The sequence below is a fragment of the Methanohalophilus profundi genome (assembly GCF_004137855.1).
In the GTDB taxonomy this organism is placed as follows: Archaea; Halobacteriota; Methanosarcinia; order Methanosarcinales; family Methanosarcinaceae; genus Methanohalophilus; species Methanohalophilus profundi.
Window position 1 is genome coordinate 1313368 of sequence record NZ_QBKB01000002.1, and the last position, 22885, is coordinate 1336252.

23 protein-coding genes and 1 pseudogene are annotated in these 22885 nt (G+C 44.7%); 6 read left to right on the top strand and 18 right to left on the bottom strand.

The genetic code is table 11. The features are described from left to right. Nucleotides 1-98: 98 nt before the first annotated feature. A complete protein-coding gene (locus C9889_RS06930) occupies nt 99-674 on the top strand; it encodes a flavodoxin family protein (RefSeq protein WP_129599480.1) in 576 nt (191 codons plus the stop codon). Nucleotides 675-749: 75 nt separating this feature from the next. On the opposite strand, the gene C9889_RS06935 is transcribed toward C9889_RS06930, so the two are convergent. Together C9889_RS06935 and C9889_RS06940 are read right to left on the bottom strand one after the other, a co-directional pair. Further along, nucleotides 750-1916, bottom strand: coding sequence for a S1C family serine protease (locus tag C9889_RS06935; protein WP_129598213.1), 1167 nt, complete (start codon nt 1914-1916; stop codon nt 750-752). A 44-nt stretch (nt 1917-1960) separates the two neighbouring features. Beyond that, nucleotides 1961-2374, bottom strand: coding sequence for an HIT family protein (locus tag C9889_RS06940; RefSeq protein ID WP_129598215.1), 414 nt, complete (start codon nt 2372-2374; stop codon nt 1961-1963). A gap of 136 nt (nt 2375-2510) precedes the next feature. Here C9889_RS06940 and C9889_RS06945 point away from each other — a divergent pair, with 136 nt between their 5' ends. The 5 genes from C9889_RS06945 to C9889_RS06965 are packed head-to-tail and all read left to right on the top strand — an operon-like array spanning nt 2511 to nt 5732. Beyond that, entirely contained in the window at nt 2511-2756 is a 246-nt protein-coding gene (locus tag C9889_RS06945; RefSeq protein WP_129598217.1) for a FeoA family protein, read from the top strand. Continuing rightward, nucleotides 2753-3007, top strand: a complete 255-nt coding sequence (locus C9889_RS06950) for a FeoA family protein (protein ID WP_129598219.1) — start codon at nt 2753-2755, stop codon at nt 3005-3007. Before C9889_RS06945 ends, C9889_RS06950 begins: the two co-directional genes overlap by 4 nt. Further along, complete coding sequence (feoB, locus tag C9889_RS06955; RefSeq protein ID WP_129598221.1) at nt 2982-4988, top strand: ferrous iron transport protein B; 2007 nt, start codon at nt 2982-2984, stop codon at nt 4986-4988. The genes C9889_RS06950 and feoB overlap by 26 nt, the downstream gene beginning before the upstream one ends. A 12-nt stretch (nt 4989-5000) precedes the next feature. Beyond that, nucleotides 5001-5423, top strand: coding sequence for a hypothetical protein (locus C9889_RS06960; RefSeq protein ID WP_129598223.1), 423 nt, complete (start codon nt 5001-5003; stop codon nt 5421-5423). An 18-nt stretch (nt 5424-5441) separates the two neighbouring features. After that, nucleotides 5442-5732 (top strand): FeoC-like transcriptional regulator, encoded by a 291-nt coding sequence (locus C9889_RS06965; protein ID WP_129598225.1) that lies wholly within the window; start codon nt 5442-5444, stop codon nt 5730-5732. 136 nt (nt 5733-5868) lie between these two features. On the opposite strand, the gene C9889_RS06970 is transcribed toward C9889_RS06965, so the two are convergent. The 16 genes and pseudogenes from C9889_RS06970 to C9889_RS07040 all read right to left on the bottom strand — a co-directional run bounded on the left by C9889_RS06970 (nt 5869) and on the right by C9889_RS07040 (nt 22766). After that, a complete protein-coding gene (locus C9889_RS06970; protein WP_129598227.1) occupies nt 5869-6831 on the bottom strand; it encodes a formylmethanofuran dehydrogenase in 963 nt (320 codons plus the stop codon). A 10-nt stretch (nt 6832-6841) separates the two neighbouring features. After that, on the bottom strand, nt 6842-7225 hold the full coding sequence (locus C9889_RS06975) for an ATP-binding protein (RefSeq protein ID WP_129598229.1): 384 nt from the start codon (nt 7223-7225) through the stop codon (nt 6842-6844). A gap of 14 nt (nt 7226-7239) precedes the next feature. Next, a complete protein-coding gene (locus C9889_RS06980; protein ID WP_129598231.1) occupies nt 7240-7572 on the bottom strand; it encodes a CGGC domain-containing protein in 333 nt (110 codons plus the stop codon). Beyond that, the gene (locus C9889_RS06985) at nt 7562-8326 is read right to left on the bottom strand and encodes a DUF166 domain-containing protein (protein WP_129599483.1); all 765 of its coding nucleotides are present in this window, start codon (nt 8324-8326) and stop codon (nt 7562-7564) included. The genes C9889_RS06980 and C9889_RS06985 overlap by 11 nt, the downstream gene beginning before the upstream one ends. A 92-nt stretch (nt 8327-8418) precedes the next feature. Further along, complete coding sequence (locus C9889_RS10115; protein WP_164999311.1) at nt 8419-8559, bottom strand: hypothetical protein; 141 nt, start codon at nt 8557-8559, stop codon at nt 8419-8421. Between the two features lie 25 nt (nt 8560-8584). After that, nucleotides 8585-9010: a peptidylprolyl isomerase gene (locus C9889_RS06990; protein WP_129598233.1), complete on the bottom strand. Its 426-nt coding sequence runs from the start codon at nt 9008-9010 to the stop codon at nt 8585-8587. A gap of 346 nt (nt 9011-9356) precedes the next feature. Continuing rightward, nucleotides 9357-10640 (bottom strand): phosphomethylpyrimidine synthase ThiC, encoded by a 1284-nt coding sequence (gene thiC, locus C9889_RS06995; protein ID WP_129598235.1) that lies wholly within the window; start codon nt 10638-10640, stop codon nt 9357-9359. Nucleotides 10641-10894: 254 nt separating this feature from the next. Beyond that, nucleotides 10895-11812 (bottom strand): S-layer glycoprotein N-glycosyltransferase AglJ, encoded by a 918-nt coding sequence (gene aglJ / locus C9889_RS07000; RefSeq protein ID WP_129598237.1) that lies wholly within the window; start codon nt 11810-11812, stop codon nt 10895-10897. Between the two features lie 10 nt (nt 11813-11822). After that, nucleotides 11823-12374 carry a TATA-box-binding protein gene (locus tag C9889_RS07005; protein WP_013038250.1) on the bottom strand — a complete coding sequence of 184 codons (552 nt, stop codon included), beginning with the start codon at nt 12372-12374 and terminating at the stop codon, nt 11823-11825. Between the two features lie 95 nt (nt 12375-12469). Then, the gene (gene scpB / locus C9889_RS07010) at nt 12470-13570 is read right to left on the bottom strand and encodes an SMC-Scp complex subunit ScpB (RefSeq protein WP_129598239.1); all 1101 of its coding nucleotides are present in this window, start codon (nt 13568-13570) and stop codon (nt 12470-12472) included. Nucleotides 13571-13588: 18 nt separating this feature from the next. Further along, the gene (locus C9889_RS07015) at nt 13589-14407 is read right to left on the bottom strand and encodes a segregation and condensation protein A (RefSeq protein ID WP_129598241.1); all 819 of its coding nucleotides are present in this window, start codon (nt 14405-14407) and stop codon (nt 13589-13591) included. Continuing rightward, nucleotides 14404-17924 (bottom strand): annotated as a pseudogene (gene smc / locus C9889_RS07020) (chromosome segregation protein SMC). Before smc ends, C9889_RS07015 begins: the two are co-directional and overlap by 4 nt. An 18-nt stretch (nt 17925-17942) precedes the next feature. After that, a complete protein-coding gene (locus C9889_RS07025; protein ID WP_129598242.1) occupies nt 17943-18656 on the bottom strand; it encodes a DUF7518 family protein in 714 nt (237 codons plus the stop codon). Nucleotides 18657-18745: 89 nt separating this feature from the next. After that, on the bottom strand, nt 18746-19435 hold the full coding sequence (locus tag C9889_RS07030) for a hypothetical protein (protein WP_129598244.1): 690 nt from the start codon (nt 19433-19435) through the stop codon (nt 18746-18748). A 74-nt stretch (nt 19436-19509) separates the two neighbouring features. Next, nucleotides 19510-21414, bottom strand: a complete 1905-nt coding sequence (locus C9889_RS07035) for an AAA family ATPase (protein WP_129598246.1) — start codon at nt 21412-21414, stop codon at nt 19510-19512. Then, nucleotides 21411-22766, bottom strand: a complete 1356-nt coding sequence (locus tag C9889_RS07040; protein WP_129598248.1) for a metallophosphoesterase family protein — start codon at nt 22764-22766, stop codon at nt 21411-21413. Before C9889_RS07040 ends, C9889_RS07035 begins: the two co-directional genes overlap by 4 nt. Between the last annotated feature and the right edge of the window lie 119 nt (nt 22767-22885).

Consider the following 22885-nt stretch of genomic DNA (forward strand, 5'->3'; position numbering starts at 1 on the left):
ACTGATTCGGGTGAATTAGTAGTATAGTTGTTATATAGGGGAGTGGATAATGCAATTATTGGATATATGTTGTCTAAAGACAGATGGAAGGTACTAAAATGAAGGTTGTAGCATTCAATGGAAGTCCCAGGGAAGACGGGAACACCGCAAAGCTCGTCAAAAATATATTTTCAGAACTCGAAAAGCAAGGAATTGAGACCGAAATGATTCAGCTGGGAGGCATCCCTGTCATGGGATGTACTGCCTGTATGAAGTGTTTTGAGAACAAGGACCGCCGATGTGTCATATCCAGTGACCTGATCAATGAATGTATCGAAAAGATGATTGAGGCCGACGGGATAATTATTGCAAGTCCTACATACTTTGCCGATCTGACTACGGAAACAAAAGCCCTGATTGACAGGGCGGGTTTTGTAGGCAAAGCAAACGATGAACTTTTCAAACATAAGGTCGCAGCAGCGGTTGTATCTGTCAGGAGGGCAGGGGCTCTTCATGTATTTGATTCCATCAACCACTTTTTCTTGATCTCCCAGATGGTCGTACCGGGTTCAAGTTACTGGAACATTGGAATGGGACTTGCCCCCCGGGATGTAGAATCTGATACAGAAGGAATGCAAACGATGCAAAACCTTAGCCAGAATATGACCTGGCTTATGAAAAAGATCAATGGCTGAGTAGCCATTTATTTCCTTTTTTGGGTGTGCATTTCCAGTGTATGAAAATGCGTAATCAAGTGTTATTTGAATTATTCATTCCGGACGCGCGCCAAGTTCCAGTTGTGTTGTCATCTTTTCCCCCTCCCTGTAATACTCAAGCTCGATCTCATCACCCGGCTGTTTCTCACTTATATGTGCTATGATCTGGTCACTGTTGTAGACTTCAATCCCGTCTACTCCTACAATGATATCGCCGTTGATGAAGATTATTTCATCATTGATCTTTACTTCTTCTGCACTTTTCAGCCCGGCATCCTCGGCAGGTCCGTCTTCCACTACAACCACGACCATTACTCCTCTGGATGCCTCATCATTAAGGTCCATGAAATCTGCTGCCCTTGGACTTACAGGGAGCATCTGTATACCGATCCAGGAATGTTCATATTTTCCTTTTTCTATTATGGCATCGGCAACCATCCTGGCTTTATTGGAAGGTATAGCAAAACCCAGATTATCTCCGCTACGTGCACGGTTGACCCCGATCACTTCCCCTGAGAGATCAATTAGGGGACCTCCTGAATTTCCCGGGTTTAACGGTGCATCGGTCTGTATAACATTGGGGATGGAAAATCCGTTTGTTGTGGGCATTGTCCTGCCCGTGGCACTGACGATTCCATGTGTTACACTTCCCTCAAGCCCAAAAGGAGTACCTATTGCCATCACCATCTGAGCAGGATTGATCATGGATGAGTTGGCCATAGGCAGGGGATAGGGTTGGCAGTTTTCATCACAGGGGACTTCATCGACCTTTAATACCGCAATATCAGAATATATGTCAGTGCCCGTGATCTCAGCATCCATTGCAACCCCGTTGCTGAAATATACTTCTACGGAATCAGCATTTTCCACGACATGCTGGTTCGTTATGATATGTCCCTCTGCATCATAAAGAAACCCCGATCCGCCACTTCTGAATTGGTCTCCGTCGATTTCCCCTTCAGTCCTTATGGAGACAACCGAGTCAAAAACAAGTTTGTAAAGTTCTTCATAGGTCTCACCAGCGGTGCCATTGATATTGATTATGCCGGTAACACCACTTTCAGGATCATTAATTTGTGTGTTTTCCAGACTCCCTTCATCATAAAGCACAGTCGTCAGGCTGATCCCGAGAACAAAACCAATCAGGAGGAACAATATTGCTATCAGGGGTAGTGTACTGCCCCTTTCCTCTTTAAGCAGCGAAGTTGAGAATTGCATCATAAGTTATACCGTTGGGCTTGTTTATTGCCTTTTCTCTTTCTTTTTCAAAAGCTGGAAAATATGCTGGCTGCGAGCTGTTCGAGTTCCTCCCTGTCAGGGTTGGAATCCACAATTGTATGCATCGATCCTCCACCATCATTTTCATAACGAGGAATTATATGCACATGGACATGGGGTACAGTTTGCCCGGCGACCAGGCCATTGTTAATCCCAATATTAACTCCCGGCGCATCAGTAACTGCAATGACTTTTTTAGCGATCCTGTTGACAGAAGCGAATAATTCGGCTGTCTTTTCCTCATTCATTTCCAGAAAACTGGTTATGTGTTCCTTTGGCAGGACAACTGTATGTCCTCTGGATGTCGGATAGATATCCAGGAATGCATAGGAATGTTCGTCTTCATACACTTTGTGAGAAGGAACTTCTCCGGCTATTATTTTGCAAAATAGACAATCCATGTTTTACACCTGCTTTATGTTTTGGTTATTGTTTTATAACTATTGGCCTGTGTTTTAGGGAAGCCGAAAACTATATATTCTGCAGAAGCTTAGCATGTGCATAAGTTAGGACGGCCAAACTATAGGATGCTATGAAATGAACAACAAAACATTAAACATGTTGGATGCGGGTCAAAATGCCCGTGTAATCCAGGTAAAAGGCAAAGGTCCTTCCAGGCGCCGCCTGCTTGAAATGGGGATGCTACCGGGCGTTGGCCTTAGTGTGACCAAGAAGGCCCCGCTGGGTGACCCGGTGGATTTCAAGTTGAAAGGCTACAACCTTTCCCTGCGCAAACAGGAGGCACAGATGGTTGTTGTAGAGGTTACTGGAGGAGTAAAATGACATCAAAGATACCTCTTTCAATGTTTCCATCCGGGCAAGCATGCCAGATTTGTGATGTATGTGCCGGAAAAGGGTTAAAAAGGAGGCTTGTGGAGATGGGGTTGACTCCTGAATCCATTATTCAGCCCCTGGGATGTAACAGGGGCTCTCTCTTGATATCGGTAAACGGTTCACGTTATGCCTTGGGAAGGGGAATGGCCAATAAAATCATGGTTCAGCCTGTTTATGAGGAGGTGCCACAGTTTGGCTGAAAAGATAAAAGTTGCAGTGGCAGGCAATCCAAATGTGGGGAAAACCACGATATTCAATGCCCTTACCGGAGCACGCCAGAAAATAGGTAACTGGCCTGGTGTGACTGTGGAAAAGAAAGAAGGTACAAAGAAACACAAAGGCCATGTTTTGGAGATTGTAGACCTGCCGGGTACTTACAGTCTCTCTGCTTATTCGGCTGATGAAGTAGTTGCCAGGGATTACATCATTGACGAAAAACCTGATGTGGTTGTACAGGTCCTGGACTCCACAAACCTTGAAAGGAACCTGTACCTGACATCCCAGCTGCTTGAAATGGGCACCAATTTGGTTCTTGCCCTGAACATGTCGGATCGTGCTGAAATGCGGGGGGATGATATTGATATCCCGAGACTCGAAAGCCTCCTGGGTGTTTCTGCTATCAAAACTGTGGCAAACGAAGGTGGCGGTATCGAAGCGCTTCTGGATTCTATTGTGAGCAAGACAGAAAGCAATCCTCCAAAGCCCCATGAGATCGGTTATGGGAAAACGGTTGAAGAGAAAATATGTGCACTGGAAGATATACTGGGAAATGATACGGAATTAACGAAACATTACCCAGCCCGCTGGATGGCTGTGAAATTGCTTGAAGGAGATGAGAATGTCCTTTCCAAATTGTCTTCAAGCAACATTGAAGGAAAAGTGCAGAATTACCTCTCGGGTTTTGACAACGAGGAATACGAAGTTGAAATGGCAGACAAGAGGTATGAGTTTATAGGTGCCCTGCTGCCTCAGGTCTGCACAACCTGTGCTGAAGATGTATCTCCCTCGGATATGGTGGACAAAGTCGTCACAAATAAGTATCTCGGTATTCCTATCTTCCTCTCCCTGATGTGGGGTATGTTCGAACTGACCTTTGCTTTAGGCACTCCTTTTATGGGACTGATCGGCAAGTTCTTCGGGTGGCTGGGAGGAGCAGTTGCAGCAAACATTGAATCTGCCTGGCTTGCTTCTCTTCTGGGTGATGGTATCATTGCCGGTGTATGTTCTGTCTTGCTCTTTGTGCCGAATATTTTCATATTGTTTTTCGCCATCGCCCTTCTTGAAAACAGTGGATATATGGCACGGGCAGCATTCATAATGGACAAGTTGATGTATAAAATGGGATTGCAAGGCAAGTCATTTATACCCATGCTCATGGGCTTTGGCTGCTCCGTTCCTGCTATCATGGCAACTCGTACACTGGAGGATGAAAAAGACCGGCTTATCACGATGCTGGTTACGCCTTTTATGTCCTGTGGTGCCAGATTGCCGGTGTACATTTTGCTTGCGGGAACATTCTTCGGCAGAGAGGCAGGTTCGGTAATCTTCGGTCTGTATGTACTGGGAATCCTTGTGGCTATTCTCTCAGCCAAACTCTTCCGGACATTCATTGCCAAGGGTCAGCCTTCTCCTTTCATCATGGAACTTCCTCCCTACACCAGACCTTCGCTTGTTAACTCCCTGCTATATATGTGGAACCAGGGCTATCTTTACCTCAAGAAGGTCGGGACAGTAATTATCGGAGGAGTTATGCTGGTCTGGGTGCTTGCCTATTTCCCACAAGGAGTGGAATATGGCAGTGCTGAAAGTCTGATAGGTTCGCTGGGACAATTGATTGAACCCCTTGTAGCGCCGCTCGGCTTTGACTGGAAGATAGCTGTTGCACTGATCTTCGGGGTTGTCGCAAAGGAAATAGTAGTTGGTTCTCTGGGTACTTTATACGGAACAGGTGGAGGCGAATCATTGTCTCCTGCTCTGTTGGCAGATCCTTCCTTTTCCCCGGCAATAGCTCTGGGTCTAATGGTGTTCACTCTGCTCTATGTGCCCTGCTTTGGAGCTGTTGCAGTTATTAAGAAAGAAACGGGTTCATGGAAATGGATGTTTTTCCAGGCGGCATATTCAACAGCAGTGGCCTGGGTGCTGGCACTGGTAACAGTCCTTGTCGCAAATTTGGTTCTTTAATGAGGTGATTTGATGGAAAGAAATTACAGTGACTTGAAATTCTTTTCCCTTTTATGGGGAATACTGTATGTGGCCGCAGGTCTGATTCAGGTTGGTAAGGGAGTGGGGCTTTTGTCTGCTTCCTTCTTATCCTCCAGTCTGTTACCTGCTGAGCTGGCCGGTGGTCTTGTGCTTGTGGTAATCGGTGCGGTATTTTTCATCGCAACCTTTGAGTTTTCAAAGGACTCCTTTGAAGGATCCGCCTATACTTATGTAGGAATACTGCTCTGTCTGGTGTTCGGCACCCTGTATTTCCTGTGTATGGTAGCAGATCTTATGAATGCCATACTTGCCATGGAAAAATGGACATTTGTTGACAGTTTCAAACCAGCATTGTATCTGGGCATTTTATCCGCAGTTGTATATGCTGTCGGCAAAACAGGTTCAGACCGATAAGTAATGGGGGATTTTAAGATGGTTCTGGGATACAAGTATGTATTGAAAAAAATGGCAGAAATGGATCAAAGGGGCAGCATCTCTTTCAATGCCCTGGCTGCGGGAATGAATATGAATACACGGCAGCTGAGGGGCATGCTGGAGGTAATGGAAAATATGGGGCATGTCAGCAAAATCGGGGATAACAATGCCAGCCCCGAGCTTCTTTCCTGTGGCACCTGTAAATCCTGTGGATGCTGTAATAGTGGGATTTCCTATGGTACTACATACCAGCTTACCGATAAAGGTCGGCGGGTGTGCAGTACCTGATCACCTTGATTGGTCCGCCCGGAAACTGAATGGTATGATATCACTCCCATTTTGCAACAACGCCATTTCTCCGTTTGGCAACCAAGTTTCAGGTCGGATCATTCATTTTTTTATTCAGGTCAATTGCCGAAAAGTATCAATCCACAGGCCTTCTGACCAGGGATCCGTCACGCATCTTGATCGTTATATATTTGCCTTCTTCTCCGGCTTCGTATTTATTGTCACGCAAAACTTCGAATCTGCCGGCATCTGTGAGTTTCCTTATTGTACGTATATCTTCGTGGCCGATTTTCCCTTTTTTTGCAGGTGGATCAATATCGGTTTTTGTTTTTGAATATATGGTCCCGCCTGTCATATCCGCACCAACGTGGCCGCTTGGTTTATCTGCCAGCAGTATTCCTTTTTTCATGTAGGCGCCGGCAAATTCCTCACATTTGCCCTCTACGTAAACGGTTCCACCATTGAGATGAGCAGCAGTATTCATACCGCTATTCCCTTTGATTAGCAACATCCCCTTTTCCATCAGCAGTCCGCTTCCATTTCCTGCATCTCCTTCTACTGTAATGCTGGCCTCACAGTTGCAACGGGCTGCCAGGGTATTGCGCAGGATTCCATCATTGAGCAGGAGATTATTTCCTTCCAGTTTGTTTCGCAGAAGTTTTTCCTGCAATTCCTTGCAGACCAATTCCGTGATTGACACGAATTTGCGATATCCTCCCCTGTCGGATTGCACTTCCACTATATTTCCCATGGGTTCCCCGATATTTCCTTTTATGTATAAGTTGCCGGACACCATTCCCATCCCTGCTTCAGCGCCAACATCACCGTCTATTATGATATTGCCGGCATTTTCTGTCTTCCCGCTGCCTCCAAGATGGGATATGCTGGTGCCCATGCCCTGTGCAAGCCTTTTTCCGACATCACCTATAATCTGTACAGTCCCTTCTTTTTTGAGATGATCGACGATTTCCCTGTATGTGTACTCTGTGCCTTGCTGGTAGGGGATGAGAGAGTCCGGGTTGAAATCACTATTCCAGCAAAAGTTGTAAGTATAGTCACAGAGGTTGTCCGGCGGATTTGATAGTTCGATCGTGACCATGTTTCCACTCTTAACCATGAATGAGTGAAGGCAGACAGCGGGTACAAACCCAGATGCTTTCTTTTCCATGTCTCAGGGGCATCAGGTATCTCTCGTTTTCATCCCTGTCACACTTAAAGCAGTGTATTGACCCGGCTTCGGTGTCTTTTTCTTCTTTCTCCTGCATTTCCTTGACTGCCTGCGGATTGAACTCCATTGTCTGCCTTTCTTCAATTGATATTGCATCCTGTGGACAGACTCCGATACAGAATCCCATGCCGTCGCACAGTTCTTCAGATACGACTTTAGCTTTACCATCTATTATCTGGATGGCACCCTCTGCACAGGGGCTGACACATTTGCCACAACCATTACACTTTTCCTCGTCTATTTTGACTATCATCCGATTTACCATTTTCAATCCTTCCGTTAATGATGTGTACCTTCTACAACTTCTATTCCTGCATTTTCCAGTGTCTGCCTTATTGAATCCACATGAGGGCATTCCGGATAGTTTTCCATTTGCATACAGGAACTGAGATGTACTGTTTCCACTCCGTGTTTTTTCAGGGAGCGGGCAAGCCTGAACACCCTTCTTCCCGGGCATCCGCCGCATGTGAAAAATGCGGTCATTTCTGTATTTTCATCGTAATCACTAAAAGCAACTGTTTTTTCATTGAATGCCTTGAAACACCCTATCCCCGGACAGGCTTCTGCAACAATAGCACAGCGAACGACTGCTATTTTCTTGTTATCTGGCATTTGCATTCTCCTTTTGTGCATTATCCAGTGCAGAGTCCACACTTTCCCGGATAATATAGCCTGCTTTGTGCAATATGGTGTCCCCTATTTCAGGATCATTATCCATACTTGCAGTACAGGGATAGGCATGATGGGCAGAGGAAACTGTTTCCTTGAAATCTGCAGCTTCGGTATAGACAAGTTTCCGGGCAACAAACCATGTGCATCCGCAGGGAGCATCCCTGATTACCCGCGCGGTTGTGATTTCCTCATTATCAAGTATTATTTCGATTTTGGGTTTTCCAAATCCCATCTCCACGAATCTATCAATCACAGGTTGGCCTGTTTTCTCAAGGCTGCAAAATGGCTTGGGGAAAGCATATTCGATTCCCTCGTTCTGTAGTTTTTCTGCAACCTGGCGGACAAGGCCTGCCGGGACAAGGTGGGGATTTTCAACAGGTGCAATCACGCCTTTTGCGTGTGCTTTTTTCGCAACTGTCGGCAGGCCAGCAAATAGGTCCGGATGCAAATCCATTGCAAGGAGCAGGTCACAGGATTTCAGGCCAGCAGGCAGGTATTCTTCCGGCTCTTCCACAAATTCAGGCAGATCTGCAGGCAATTCATGGATTTCTGTAAGGAACCCGGAATAGGATTTGCGTCCCTGTCGACAGTGATCGCAGGCTTCCCCGCAGGATGTGCAGAACTGATTCGAATTTATGAGATTGCCCAGCACCTTTTTCCCGAATTCCCCGCTGTACAGGACACTTATTCTTATTGGTTGCGGATCTGCCAAGGTACGACCTCCTGGATATAATTTCTATACCAGGTATATTAGTAATACTGGTATATAAATAAGGGAGTATCTATTCAGATACCACCCAATTCAGGAAGCCAGGCAATCTTGATTATGTACAGGAAAATCAGGATCAGTATTGCCAGCAGGATCAGTTTTTTCATTTTGCAAAAGAAAAACCCGACAGATTTGCCGATTTTGAATATAAAATCCATTCCACCACCATCCCACCTATTGTTTTCATTCTTCCACTACACGCAGGCGGTCCATTACATCGCCTGGTTTGATTTTATATACAACATCCATACCCTCGATGACCTTTCCAAAAACCGTGTGCATACCGTCCAGGTGGGATTGTGGGGAATGGGTTATAAAAAACTGGCTTCCTCCGGTATCCTTGCCTGCGTGGGCCATTGACAGGGCCCCCTTTGTATGCTTGCGAGGATTGATCTCACATTTGATCGTGAAACCCGGCCCACCTGTTCCATCACCCTTGGGGCATCCTCCCTGTATCACAAAATCAGGAATTACCCTGTGAAAGTTCAGGCCGTTATAGAATCCCTGCTTGATAAGTTTTTCAAAATTGGCAACCGTGCGGGGTGCATCATTTTCAAATAATTCAAGGATAATGTCTCCCTTGTCTGTCTCGATAATGGCTTTTTTCATTTTGCAACTCCGTTTTAATGTCGTTTTGAGATTTGGATGATCGGTTTATAGTTATTTCGCTGATGTTATTGTATTGATATCGGAATCCTTCAGGCCTGTGATCCGGACAATCTCATCTTCCAGTTCCCACAACATCCAATACGCCGCTTTCATCGGCCTGTAAGTATCTCCCTCTCCACATGATTGACATCTCTGCAATATTATACAGTAACAGTAATGTTGTTCTTTATTATATTTAAAGATATTATTAAAATAAGAATGCAAAGCTTGAGAAGTGATCACAAAATAATGACCGGAATAAAAAAGAAAATGGAAAGGAGAGTAGATAAAGTAATATCCGGAGATATTACTTTGCAAGATCGTAGTTCTGGTTTACGATCTTCAGGGCGCAGAAGTTTCCACACATGGTACATGCATCTGTGTCTTCTGGTGCACGACTATTCCTGACATCACGTGCAAGTTCCGGATCAAGTGCCAGACTGTACATTTTATCCCAGTCAAGGTCACGGCGTGCCCTTGCCATTGCCAGATCCTGATCACGCTTGTTGAGTTTGACCATATCACCGACGTGGGCTGCGATCTTGGATGTCTTTACACCTTCGATAACATCTTCCTTATTTGGCAGGGCAAGGTGCTCTGCAGGGGTTACATAGCACAGGAAGTCACAGCCAGCTGCTGCGGACTGGGATGCACCGATCGCGGTAACGATGTGGTCACGTCCCGGGGCAACATCTGTGATAAGTGGTCCGAGCATGTAGAATGGCTTGCGGTTGCTCATGGATTTCATGAGTTTCACATTCATATCGACCTCGTCCAGTGGTACGTGGCCCGGCCCTTCTACAATAACCTGGAGATCATATTCGTCATGGGCCCTCTGGGCGCATTCGGAGTTGATGATAAGTTCCTGGATCTGTGCACGGTCGGTTGCATCGTGGATAGCACCGGCACGCATTCCGTTACCTGTTGAAAGGGTGACTTCGTGCTCTTTGAGGATTTCACAGAGATAGTCGAAGTCTGCATAAAGGGGATTTTCCTTTTCGTTGTGGAGCATCCAGGAGCTCATGAAAGCACCGCCACGGGAGCAAAGTCCACCATAGCGGCCATGGGCTTTAAGCCTGTCAAGTACGATGTTGTTGACACCGGTGTGGATTGCCATGAAGTTGGTACCCAGTTTTGCCTGCTCCTCGGTTGCATTCCACAGGTCGTCTTCTGTCATGTGGACGATGGAACCGTCCCTTTTGGCTGCTGAGATAAAGGCCTGGTAGAGGGGTACTGAACCTACAGACAGATCGATTGCATCACAGACCTTTTTCCTGATTCCAAGGAAATCTCCGCCTGTACCCAGTTCCATAAGGGTGTCTGCGCCGGCTGCCTGTGCTGCTTTTGCTTTTTCAATTTCAAGATTCTCATCGACGATATCCGAAGATGCTCCGATGGAAGCGTTCACTTTTGTAGTAAGCCCTTCTCCAATACCACACACTCTGATGTCCCTGTAGGGGGTAACAGGTATAACGATTCTTCCGGCTGCAATTCCACGGCGCACAAATTCAGGCTCAACACCTTCGATTTCTGCAACCTTCTTCATCTCTTCGGTAATAGTTCCGTTCTTGGCATCTGTTACGATTGACATGTTTTTACCTCGTTTTAATGATGGGAAATGGGAACATATTTTATTTAAACCTTATCAAAAAATCAATTTGTGTTGATGTAAAGTAGTTTTGAGTTTGCTTTCTATTCTAATTGTGATGCTCATGTATAATTAGTTATAAGCATGCAGGTAACGTTTTTTGATATTAATGCATAAAAAAGTAAATCATATATAAGTAACAAAATATGATTTCTCAAAAGTAAAGTGAAGTTGTTTATAGGTACCCTCTGGCAAATTCATCTTTGCTGGCGGCGAAGGGTACGCATTGTCTCCCTGTGGAGGGATACTACAAGATCACTTAGCATTCCGAATATGAACATCTGGATTCCCGAAATAATGAGCAACGCTGTCAGGATGGTCATTGGTATATGGGTAATACCTATCATCCATTCGCTTACGACATAGATTCCCAGCAATATGCCACAAAGAGTAAGTATAGCACCGATTATCCCGAAATAGAACATCGGATTGTGAAATTTGGCCATCTTATAGATCGTACTGCCAATCCCAAAACCATCAGTCAGGGGGTTGAGTTTCGTATCTCCTTCATCAGGACGCGGCCTGTAGGCTATTGGAACAACTTCTACGCGGTGCTCTTTTTTCATACTGTCAACAGCAATCTCTGATTCGATCTCAAAACCCGTCTCATGGAGTTCCAGTTCCCGGATTGCCTGGTTTGTGAATCCCCTGTAGCCAGACAGGATATCCACAAGATTTTTCCTGTAAATGATACTAAAAAATTTATTAAGCATCTTGTTGCCGATCAGGTTCAGTTTTGTAAAAGCACCCGGATCAAAATCTGCAAACCGGTTGCCAATAACATGGTCTGCCCTTCCTGTTTCCAGTGGTTCAAGCATTGAATGAACGTCTTTTGCAAGATAGGTTCCGTCCCCGTCGATCATGATGACATAGGGGTCATCTATCATCGCAAGGGCATCCTGGACAGCCCGGCCTTTTCCTTTCCCGGTTTGGGCAACAACTCTTGCGCCCATACTTTTGGCAATTTCCTGTGTATCATCAGAGCTATTGCCATCAATAACAAAAATATTCCCGAAACCTTCGGTATTGAAATCTTCAATAAGCTGGCCGATGGTGGCACCCTCATTCAATGTGGGGATGAGGATGCAAACATCTTCCCTGTAATCTTCAGTCACGTTATTCCCTTTAAAGGAGGCCCATATTGTCCAGCTGTTGTCTTACTACTTCTACTCCTTCTTCGCAGTTTTCCGGGGATTTGCCACCGGTAACCACCAGTTTGCCGGAACTGAAAATCAGTACGACAACTTTTGGCTCATCGATCCTGTAAACGAGTCCGGGGAATTGTTCGGGTTCATATTCGATATTCTCAAGACCGAGTCCGATTGCGATTGCATTAAGGTTGAGTACAGCTTTGAGGTCAGCGGAGGCGACAATGTTCTGTACGGTGATATCCGGTTTTTCAAGGGTATCTATACCAATACCGTTGAGTTTTTTGGCCATGTCCGCAATTACTGTGTGTACATCATCTACGTTTTTGGCACCTGTACAGACCACTTTCCCCGAGGTGAAAACAAGAAATGCCGCCTTTGGGTTTGATACGCGGTATACGAGACCGGGGAATTTCTGCTTGTTATATTCTGCTCCTTCAAATTCAGCTTCGATCTTTGTAAGGTCGAATTCCTCGGCAAGTTTGGTGGAAGCTACCACATTTTCTATTTTAATGTTATAATCTGTCATATTCTCAGGTCCTTGGAAATTGAAGCAAATAATTCCAGATAGTTTATATATTCTTATAGTTTCTTAATTTAAATACCTATTTAAATAGCTTTACCTTATTCTGCCTTCCGCAGACCCTTGATAACAGCATCATACTTGCTTTTGACTCTCTCTATAAGGCCACCTTCCAGGTTACGATGGGTTGGGACAAGGATATCCGCTTCCCTTCCGATTTCCTCGCCTGAAGTGTTTGTTTCATAATCCGGGGCAATCAGTATTCCATCTTTTGAAACACCGATATGCAGATCTTTAACAATGCGTGCCACCATCTCGGTTTCCGGGGTGACCCTGGCACTTATGGTCATGGCTCTTGATCGGTATTCATTCTTTAGTTCCTCGAGCAGCTCCAGGGTTTCCTTTACCCTGGCCGGCTCTCCCTCGCTTTTTAGTATATTGACGGCTTCAGCAAGATCGTCAAATGTAGTGGATCCGGCTTCGATAATCTCTCCTGAATAATGTTTTTCCACCTCTTCCTTATATCCCCGGGAAATAACCATTTTGTAAACCGTATCAAGGGTCTGAAGTTCTTGCTCGGTGGGATTATAAGCATCTACCATGCGGTAATCTTTGATTCCACACATCTGTGCCAGCGATTCATACATGGGAGTAAATCCGACAAACCTGCGTCCAAGCCAGCGGTCAAGTCCTTCTTTGCCACTTTGTTGTTTTGAAAGTTCTATCATCTTGTTGCGGATAAGTTCGGGTTTATTGTCCTCAAGACCGAAATAATCTGCAAAAAGAGGGGTGGTGGAGAGTAGTTTTGTCCTGCCTTGTGGTGTGCTTTCAATAAATCCCCGATTTTGCAATTCCCGGATATGATCATATGCCTTGTTGCCGCGCATATCTACAATATCCGATTGTACTACAGGCTGATGATAGGCTATCATGGAAAGGGTGCGTAGCATGGGAGAACTCAGCTCCCGGGGTGCAAAGGGACGGATAATATCAGAATACTTTGATCTGACCTGCATGACATATCTTTCACCCAGGTCCACGATCTCCAGTCCAGATTCTCTTTCCTCATATTCCCGGATGAGGGTTTCTACAATTTTTGTGACCTGTTTTTTATCTTTGTCAAGTATCTTTTGCAGTTTTTGTATCTCAACTGCACTGCCTGCTGCAAAAAGTGCAGCTTCAACAATTTCCCTGTCGGACATTTTTCAAACCAACCTCTTTCAAACAGGCTGCTCTTTATTTCCATAAGAGTATATATACAATTCTCCGAAGAGTTCATCCTGTCTCAAACAGATTTTCCTCTGGGAAGCCATGAAAAGGAGGGATAGGTAAGTCATTACCCTTTCTGAACGGGAGGGTATAGGATCTGTGATCTCAGTAAAACTGACCTTTTCTTTCCCGTGCAGAATCTCTTCAATTATTTCTTCTAGGTCTTCGACACGCCCCTTTATGTCTTCCTCATGAGCAATACCTAGCACATCTTCTGTGGTAGGCTCCTCTTCCATGTGGAGGACACGTTTTTGTCGCCTCTGGGTCCTTCTGGATTCAACATTTTCTGCCTTTTTCAATTCATTAATTAGCTCCTGCAGGGTAACAGGTCTTGTGGCAGCGCGGCGAATCGGCAATTTGGGTACGGGGTAGTCTTCTTCATTCTGGAATTCGAGATCATCATCAGGTATATCATCATCGGGTTCTTCATCTTCTTCCTGTATGATACCTGTGGATTTCATCCTGAGGAGAATGGAAGCATAAAGCAGTGTTCTGCCTGTGATCCTCAGATCCATTATCTTCATTTCTTCTATTTTTTCCAGGAATTTATCCGTGATCTCTACAATATCAATATCCCAGGGATTGATACTTTCACTTTTTGCAAGGTTTACGAGGATTTCTACAGGTTCACAGAGCACATCATCTGATAATTCCAGCTCGGCTTCGTCTACACCCAGTTCCTTCAACGTTTTCAGGAATTCAGGATCAATACCCTGTACCATGTTTTCCAGCAACGGGATTTCATCGTTTTTTACCGATATACTGTTCACCGTATTTTCACACCCGTAATACTTGTGATATTATCCTGCTGCATTGTTACACCAATTGTGCGCTCGGCAGCTTCTATCATCGGTTTCCTCAAAGAGACAACTATGAACTGGGCATTGCTTGCTGCCTTTTTAACACGCCTGGCAACCCTTTCAGCATTTGCTCCGTCAAGGAACATATCGATCTCATCAAAAGCATAGAACGGTGCGGGACGATATTGCTGGATAGCAAATAAAAATGCAAGTGCTGTGAGACTCTTTTCTCCGCCCGACATCGCTTCAAGCCGCTGCAGGGTCTTATTCCGGGGCTGGGCTTTGAGGGTCATGCCTCCGGAGAAAGGGTCTTCCTCATTGTCCAGCACAAGTTCCCCGACACCATCGGAAAGCTCATTGAAGATTTCCTTGAAGGCATCATTGATACCATTGTAGGTTTCCATGAAGGTCTCTTTTTTAAGGTTATCATACTGGTCGATACGATCCAGGATCTGCTCTCTTTCATTGAACAGGATTGCCCTGCGGCTTTTGAGATCAACAATTCTTTGCTCCACTTCCTCATATTCATCTATAGCCCGCATATTCACAGGTTCCAGGGCTTCCATTGCCTTTTCAATCGAAGTTATCCTTGTACGCACTGTTTCGTAACCAGGGACTTCATCAGTCTCTTCAAGGCCACGGCGTGTGATCTCTTCGCGGAGCTGTTCAATTTGTTCCTTCACGGCATCCAGTGTGGCCTCAAGTGCCATTTTCTGGTTCTCTGCCTTCTCATAGCGGCTCTTGACCCTATCAACTTCATCACGTTGGGTTGAGTAGGCCATTTCCTTATTCTCTCTTTCTCCCTGAAGCTGGCGCAGTTCACCTGTGAGTTCTTCTTCACGTTGTTTCTTTTCTTCCAGTTCGCTTTCCAGGGACGTGATCTTATTCTTGAGTTCTCCTATGCGCTCTTTTAGTGTACGCTTTTTCTCATCCATCTGGGCTATTTGTTCCCGATTTTGTTCCATTTTCTCGGTTGCGTATTTTTTATCGAGCTCAAGAGCATTGATCTGCCCGTCAATATCCCTTATCCTTCCGTCTAGGCGGCGCAGTTCCTCGTCCAGGGCTTCTGCCTGCTTATTGAGCTCGGGAATTTCTGAATCGGCGAGTTTTACCTCGATCTGCGTTATGTTCTGTTGCAGGGATTGTTCCCTTTCTTCCAGATGCTCTTTCTTCTCAACGGTTTCATTCATCTCCGTTCGCATCTGCTGGCGTTCTTCCTCGATCTGCCTGAGTTCCTCATCCTTGCTATTGAGCAATTTTTCAAGCGTCTCTCCGCGATTACCAATCTCCTCGAATTGCATCTGTTTGCGCGCGATCTCGTTCTCATACTGCTGGATTTCCTTGTTGGTGTTTGAAATATGCCCCTCGGTAGTATCCAGTTTATTGATCGCATTGCTTCTGCGTGATTCCAGTTTGGTAAGTTCCTCGGATATCCTGACAAGTTTATCTTTTTCAGAGGCTGCAAATGACAGGCCGGACTTGCGCTGGGAGCCACCGCTCATTGCCCCGCTTTTTTCAACGATCTCACCTTCCAGGGTCACCATGCGCAGCCCGCCCATCAGTTTTCGGGCGTTTTCAAGGGTATCAACAACAAGGGTGTCCCGGAATACATACCAGAAGGCTGCTTCGAATTTCGGGTCAAAATCGATAAGATCAATAGCATAACCGATTACGCCTTCCCTGTCGGAGAGGTTTTTGTAGGGTCTGCGTGCTTCCATCTTATTTAGGGGAAGGAAGGTTGCCCTGCCTGATCTCTGGCGTTTCAGGTAAGCAATAGCCCGGGAAGCATCTTCGTCCGTATCCACCACAACTGCCTGCATTCGCCCCCCTGCAGCGATTCCCAGGGCGGTTGAATATTTCTGATTTACTTTTCCCAGCTCTGCTATGGTGCCATAAATACCGGGCAAGCCATGTTTGTCTTTTTCCTTGATTACCGCGTCTACTGCCCGGGAATACCTGCTTGTGTCCTCTGCTGCCCTCACACGGGCTTCAAGCATTGCATAGTCCTGTTGTTTGCTGCGTATGTCACTTTCCAGATCACTGACAACCTTTTTTATCTGAGAACGATTGCTTTCCAGGTCATCCAGGTCTTTTGTCAACCCTTCTATCTTTTCGTTGAGTTTGTCAATATCATACTGGACGGATTTAGTATCGCTTTCAGAGGACTTGGCTTTCTCCTTTGCCTGCCTGATCTCATCTTCTATTTCTGCTACATCTGAAGATTTGCGACGCAGGGAATCCAGCAGCCTGTCCTCGTTACGCATGAGCTCGTTTTTCTGGGTTTTTAGCTGTTCCAGTTCGTCCTTATTTGCAGAAAGTTCGTCCCTTGTTCGCGCAAATTTTTCATCCACATCGGCGATTTTGCTCTGCAGTAACATCCTCTGGGTACGTTTTTCAGAAATTTCCGATTGCAGGGTTTCCTTCTGGAAACTGTGTTCCTTAATCTTTTCCTCGATGCCATCTACCTTGCCCTTTGATTCATCGATTTCCAGGAAAACCTGCGTCTGGCGGCATCGATCTCATCGATTTCCTGGCCTGCATATTCGATACGATCACTGCATCCCGAGATTTCTCCACGAATCTCTTCAATTCGCCTTTTTACCTCGATCTGCTCATCTTCGCCCATCTTCTGGATGCGCTGGTTAAGTAAGCGTAATTCTTCTTCCCTTTCTTCCAGGATATCTTTTTTCTGTTTAAGTTCTGAGGAGATTTCTTCCAATTTTTCCTGCTGGGCGTCGTATTCCTGACCGACCCCTTCAAGTTCGGTTTTTGCATCCTTGAGTTTAGAAAGCAGCACGAAACCCTCAAACTTCATCTTTTCTTCCTTGAGGGACTGGTATTTGACAGCCTGGTCACGTTCTCCCTGGAGTTTTTCCTTTTGCTTATCCACTTCATCGATCAGGATATCTGCCCGTTCAATGCGCTCCCTTACAACTTCAAGTTCATTGAGGGCTCTCTCCTTCTTATTGTCAAACTCTGCAACCCCGGCAATCTCATCTATGATCTTGCGTCGCTCCCCGGCGGTCATTGTGATGATTCTTGTGACGTCTCCCTGCATTACGACATTGTATCCTTCGGGTGTGACCCTTGCCTTTGCAAGATAATTATGCACATCACCAAGACTTACCGATTTGCCGTTGAAGTAGAAATAGCTGTAGTAACCGCTGTCTGTACTACGCACCTTCCGGCTAATCACAACTTCGTCATTGTCAACAGGAAGTTCCCTGTCCTTGTTATCAAAATAGATGGTAACCTGGGCATTGTCCGGATTTTTGCTTTTTTCCCCGTTATATATGAGGTCGGTAAGTTTTTCCGCCCTCAATGTGCGGGAGCTGGACAATCCCAGGACAAAAAGTATACCATCAATTATATTGGATTTTCCACTTCCGTTGGGGCCTGAAATAGTTGTGAAATCATCAAAAAAAGGGATTTTTACTTTTTTCCCGAATGATTTGAAATTCAGAAATTCTATCTTTTTTATATACACGCCAATCCTCTTTGGGCTTTAGAACGATTTCTTCTTCCTGACGATTATTTCAGAATCCTCGTCCTTGTTTTCGACAGTTTCGTATTCACATTCGCTTTTATTTTCCAGAGGTCCCTTATCACCGGCAATTATGTATTCACAATTCTCGTTCTGGGTTTCTGGCTTGATGGTCTTTTCCACTTTGCGATTCTCACTTTCAGCAACGATGTACTCATCTTTTTCCTCTTCAGAAACCTCTTTTTCCTGATTTTTCTCAGAAGGCATCATTTTATCGACATCCCTGATCTGGAAGTGCATACGAGGTTTTCTTTTTTGTTCGGGGGAAGACCGGGATCTCTCAGGGGTATCGTTACTGGTTTCTGCAGGTTGGGTTACAGGCTCCTTTTCCTCGGTATAAGCATCCTGGCTGGCTGTTTCTTCTTCATATTTGCTCCATGCGTCGGGCTCCTTTTCCCCTGTTTGCTGTCTGTTTGCCTGTTCCATTTCCCGGATACGCGATTTCTGGTCCAGGAGTTCCTCAAGGATTCCATTTATATTTGTAGAAATTTCCTTGAGTTGTTGCTCAAGTTCGATCAGCCTCTTGTTTATATCCATATCATTTCTCAATTCTTCCCGCAGTTCTGTTATAATAGAACTCTTGAGGTTTGTTTTGATATCGGATATTTCCTCTTCTTTGTTCCTGATCTGCTTTTCAAGACGTTCAATAATTAAATCTCTCTGCCCGGATTCCATCCAATTCCTCGCAAAACGTTCATTCCCTCAATATGAATATGATTTATTTATTCTTATAAATATTCTATTTAAATTATTCTTATATGCTTTCATTGCGCAATAATGGAAGATATATTTGTCGTGGGATCTTTCTGGACTTCAAATACATTATCAGCCGAATCGATAAGGGTTTCATCGTGGGATACTATCAATATCTGGCCGACTCCCATGTCCCTCATGAGATCTATTAACTTTAAAAGCTGGTGCACATGTCCCCTGTCCAGGAACACAGTGGGTTCATCCATGATCAGAGGGGGCATTTCATTACGGTATTCCCCGCCGGCCAGTCCTTCTGAAAGCAACCTGTAAATAGCACATCTTAAAACAAGGTTAAAGATTGCCCGCTCTCCACCGCTCAACAGTTTGGGTTCCAGGGGAGTCCCGTCCTTCTCATAGATGGTAAGTTCATAATCAGTATCCAGCTGGATATGTGAGTAGGCATTGTTGGTGTACATAAAGGAAAAGATTTCATTGAGCAATCTGTCCAGTGCATCAATATTGCGTGTACGCAGGTCTGCACGCAATCTCATGTACATATCTTCCAGGTTTTCTACATCACTTCTTACAGCTTTGAGGTACTTTTCCCGGTTATTGAACGTTTTTAGTTTTTCCTGCAACGCTTTTTTCCTTTTGAGGTTGGTTTCTATCTGCCCTATTTCCTTTAAAAGACCCGCTTTTTGGTTGTTCTTTTCTTCAATATCCCCGATTATTTTTTCGTAAGCTTGCTGGAAATCGTGCAATTTGCTTTTAAGTTCCTCAATATTTTCCTTACCAAGCTCGTTTTCAAGTTGCTTTTTATTCCTTTTTTTCTCTGCTATCTGTTCATCGATGAACGCACATTCTCCTGAATATCCGCAATACCTGTTTTCAGGTGTTGATGATCACTCTGCATTTGTGTATGATCATGTCTTATTTTTATCAGGTATTTTGCACTTTCAAGATTCTCTTTCATTTTGTTATGATGCTCGGTGGCAGTGTTTGCAGTTTGCTGTATTTCTTTTATTTCATCTTCGGCTCTTTTAATGTCTTTTTCAAGTTCCCCTATCCTTTCTGAAAATTCCTGTTTTTTCTTTTCATCCTCCTGATTTTGTTTCTTCAACTCCTCATTGTAGGAGGCCAGATTTTCCTGTTTTTGATTTATAAGCAGTTGCTTCTGTCTTTTTTCATCGACCTGTTTTTTTATTTTGCCTGCCTCTTTTATGGTGGCAATTTTCTCTTCAGCCCATTGAGTGTCCTGGATGAGTTTTCCCAATTGCTCCTCAAGCTCTTTTCTCTGTAATTCTTCCTCCTTTGTATCATTGGCAATGGTCGAGCCCTGCAGGTCCTGTCCGCATGTGGGGCATGCTCCCTTTTCCAGCAGGTTTCTATGTTCTGTGAGTGTTTTTGAGATCTGGTCTATCCGGGTTCTGACTTCTTTTTCTTTTCCATGGAGATGACGCTGCTTGTTCAAAAGCAGGTCTTCCAATTCTTCCAGATTGTCCAGTTTCTTCTGGTCAAAACCCATTGATTGCGCCTTTTCAAGGAATTTGCCAATCTCGCCTTCCAGTACTGAATACTCTTGATTGATTTCCTCTATTTCCTTTAACCGATCCTTTTCCTGAGTGGACCTTTTTTTGATTGCTTCTTCCAGTGCCTTGAGATTTTGTTTTGTTTCAGTCAGGCCTTTCTGTGAATTATCCCTTTCCTGCAGTTTCAGCCCCTGTTTGGTCTTTATTCGGCTGATTTCCTCATAGGCATCCCGCTCTTCCTTTTCTGTACGGGCAGTGAAATTATCCACATCTGTGGTTTCGTCAAGTCCGAAATAATCGTATAATTCCTGTATTTTGTTTTCAATTTCCAGAATGGATTTGTGAAGCCTGTCCCCCTCTTTCCTTTTGCTTTCCAGTGAATTGAGAGTTTCTTTTTTCCGTTTTTCCAGCCCGCTTATTCCCCTGTCCAGTTCATCGATCTGCTTTTGGGTTCTGGTATATTGCTCGATGTGCTGGCGATCCTTTTCGATACGAGTGCTGGTTCTGTCTCGCATTGTCTCCAGATTCGCAACTTCCTGTTGCAATTGCTTCAAATCCGTATTCAACTGATTTTTTCTGGCAACGGGTTTGGTTGCATCAATTGCTTCAATCTCTTCCTGCTGGTCCTTAATCCGGGCATGAGTTTCAGTGATATGTCTCCCCACACCGGTCCTGGCACTTTTTGCCCTCTCCCTGTACTCTTCCAGCCTGCCTATTTGCAAAAGGTCATCTATCATCCTCTGCCTGTCCTTTTTGCGGGCATTGATGAGAACGTCAATATCTCCCTGCCTGATATATACGCAGTTCTTATAGGCTTCTTCATCCATGCGCAGCAGATTACGGATGGACTCATACGTCTGTGTGGCCTGGTTTACTACGACTTCCCCGTCTATCTCCAGATACGATTTGGTGGTGGAGGCTTTGCCTGTTTCGGGATTGTTGCGAAATTCCTGGATTGCAGCATACTCCTGTCCCATATGCTCAAATTCGAGATTAATTGCAGCTTCTTCACATCCCTTGCGCACCAGGTCTGCAAGTACGAAATCTTTTGGTATGCCCCTGTGACCGAACAGTCCCACAAAACAGGCTTCAAGAAGGCTGGATTTTCCACTTCCGTTGACCCCTGAAACCACAGTTACCCCATCGTTGAAATCAATCTCTAGATCACTGTAACTGCGTATGTTTTTCACTTTTAGCCGTTTGAATTTCAAAGATAATCCCCCAGATTGTACTGTCGTGGAACTTTTGTTTTCTGTGGCTTTTGCTCAACATCCTTGTCCACTGCATCGGTTTCCTTTTTCTTCTTCCTTGCAGGTTGGGATTTTTTATCTTCTCCCTTTTCAACGAACACAGGTCCCTCCTGTCGGGATGGTTCTTCCTTCCGGGTAGTTTCAACTTGTTTTTGCCGGTGAATGTTTAAGGGAATTTCCTGGCTGAAATCCGTTTGTTCTATCATCGTTGCTATAGAAGCTTCTGTCTTGTGGTCGATGGTGGTTTTAGGTATGGACAGGTCCCTTATGATTTCATCAATCAACAGGCCTGCATCTGTAAGGTCCATTTTCTTGATTTCTTCCCTGGCAGCAATGTCGGGATCTGAGAATATTATTTCCGGTTGATTTTCAGTTTCATCAGGGGAATTGCTTCGCATATCGGATATGCGGCTGACAAGTACTCCCTGCTTATCAAGGAATTCTTCTATCTCACTATAGGCAATATCCACCTGTGAATTGCCTTTTAATTCAATAAAAACAACCTTCTCATTCACATCATACTCGCGGATTGCATTGAAAATATCGCGGTATACGTCATTTTCATTTTTTATGTCCACGGGGATGTGTAAAAATTCTCTCGTATTTATCTGTCGCCTGCTTATATCAATACCCTTTTGAGAAACAGTGATTATATTATATCCTCTGGGTTCTTCCTCTGCAGCACTGTTCCTTTCTGTGCTTCCACAGTAGGTGACCCATGTATTTTCCACCTTTGTTTTTTCATACTTGTGATAATCCCCGAGTAATATTGCATCCAGTGCACAGGGGAATGAATGGATTACTTCAGCCACATCCCATTCCCCAAAAGGAAACGGTTTCATTAGCTGATGCATTACAAGGATATTGTGTGTAGCTTCTTGGCTGGTTTCAAAACCGGAGTAGTCAAAAGACTGTATCTTCGGTCGGGGTATACTGTCTATACCATAAATCGCAATTTTACCTGCCACAAAAGGACTGTTGCCCAGACGCCTGACCAGATGCATGTTTTCCAGCAGATCGAGCCATTGGGTTTGTTGTTTGCTTTCATGGTTGCCCACAATTCCCAGCAGGGGGATTTCAGCCATTTTTAATTTAGACATTATCTGAATTGTTTCGAGAATATCTTCCAGGGTGGGATTGCGGGAATCGAACAGGTCTCCGGCATGAATTACCGCATCGACTTTCATGTCAATGGCATCATCAATTACCGTTTCAAAGGCTTCCAGAAAATCCCGGCGGCGTACATCGCTGTGATATTGCCGATAACCAATATGTGTATCAGCAGTATGTATTAACCTGATTTCTCTATCCATTGCAGCATCCCGTTCAACATAATGTCAGCCTCTATTTAAAAAGGCACTGGAGGAAAGTTTTAAATTCTTTTGTTTATTAATATTGCCGGTGGCAGCTGAAAAGGGGAGTAAGTCTTGAA

Bases quoted from the DNA above. Each gene is read 5' to 3' on its own strand.
- C9889_RS06930 (WP_129599480.1), top strand. From the start codon at position 99: ATGAAGGTTGTAGCATTCAATGGAAGTCCCAGGGAAGACGGGAACACC.
- C9889_RS06935 (WP_129598213.1), bottom strand. From the start codon at position 1,916: ATGATGCAATTCTCAACTTCGCTGCTTAAAGAGGAAAGGGGCAGTACA.
- C9889_RS06940 (WP_129598215.1), bottom strand. From the start codon at position 2,374: ATGGATTGTCTATTTTGCAAAATAATAGCCGGAGAAGTTCCTTCTCAC.
- C9889_RS06945 (WP_129598217.1), top strand. From the start codon at position 2,511: ATGAACAACAAAACATTAAACATGTTGGATGCGGGTCAAAATGCCCGT.
- C9889_RS06950 (WP_129598219.1), top strand. From the start codon at position 2,753: ATGACATCAAAGATACCTCTTTCAATGTTTCCATCCGGGCAAGCATGC.
- feoB (WP_129598221.1), top strand. From the start codon at position 2,982: ATGAGGAGGTGCCACAGTTTGGCTGAAAAGATAAAAGTTGCAGTGGCA.
- C9889_RS06960 (WP_129598223.1), top strand. From the start codon at position 5,001: ATGGAAAGAAATTACAGTGACTTGAAATTCTTTTCCCTTTTATGGGGA.
- C9889_RS06965 (WP_129598225.1), top strand. From the start codon at position 5,442: ATGGTTCTGGGATACAAGTATGTATTGAAAAAAATGGCAGAAATGGAT.
- C9889_RS06970 (WP_129598227.1), bottom strand. From the start codon at position 6,831: ATGGTCACGATCGAACTATCAAATCCGCCGGACAACCTCTGTGACTAT.
- C9889_RS06975 (WP_129598229.1), bottom strand. From the start codon at position 7,225: ATGGTAAATCGGATGATAGTCAAAATAGACGAGGAAAAGTGTAATGGT.
- C9889_RS06980 (WP_129598231.1), bottom strand. From the start codon at position 7,572: ATGCCAGATAACAAGAAAATAGCAGTCGTTCGCTGTGCTATTGTTGCA.
- C9889_RS10115 (WP_164999311.1), bottom strand. From the start codon at position 8,559: ATGGATTTTATATTCAAAATCGGCAAATCTGTCGGGTTTTTCTTTTGC.
- C9889_RS06990 (WP_129598233.1), bottom strand. From the start codon at position 9,010: ATGAAAAAAGCCATTATCGAGACAGACAAGGGAGACATTATCCTTGAA.
- thiC (WP_129598235.1), bottom strand. From the start codon at position 10,640: ATGTCAATCGTAACAGATGCCAAGAACGGAACTATTACCGAAGAGATG.
- C9889_RS07005 (WP_013038250.1), bottom strand. From the start codon at position 12,374: ATGACAGATTATAACATTAAAATAGAAAATGTGGTAGCTTCCACCAAA.
- scpB (WP_129598239.1), bottom strand. From the start codon at position 13,570: ATGTCCGACAGGGAAATTGTTGAAGCTGCACTTTTTGCAGCAGGCAGT.
- C9889_RS07025 (WP_129598242.1), bottom strand. From the start codon at position 18,656: ATGGAATCCGGGCAGAGAGATTTAATTATTGAACGTCTTGAAAAGCAG.
- C9889_RS07040 (WP_129598248.1), bottom strand. From the start codon at position 22,766: ATGGATAGAGAAATCAGGTTAATACATACTGCTGATACACATATTGGT.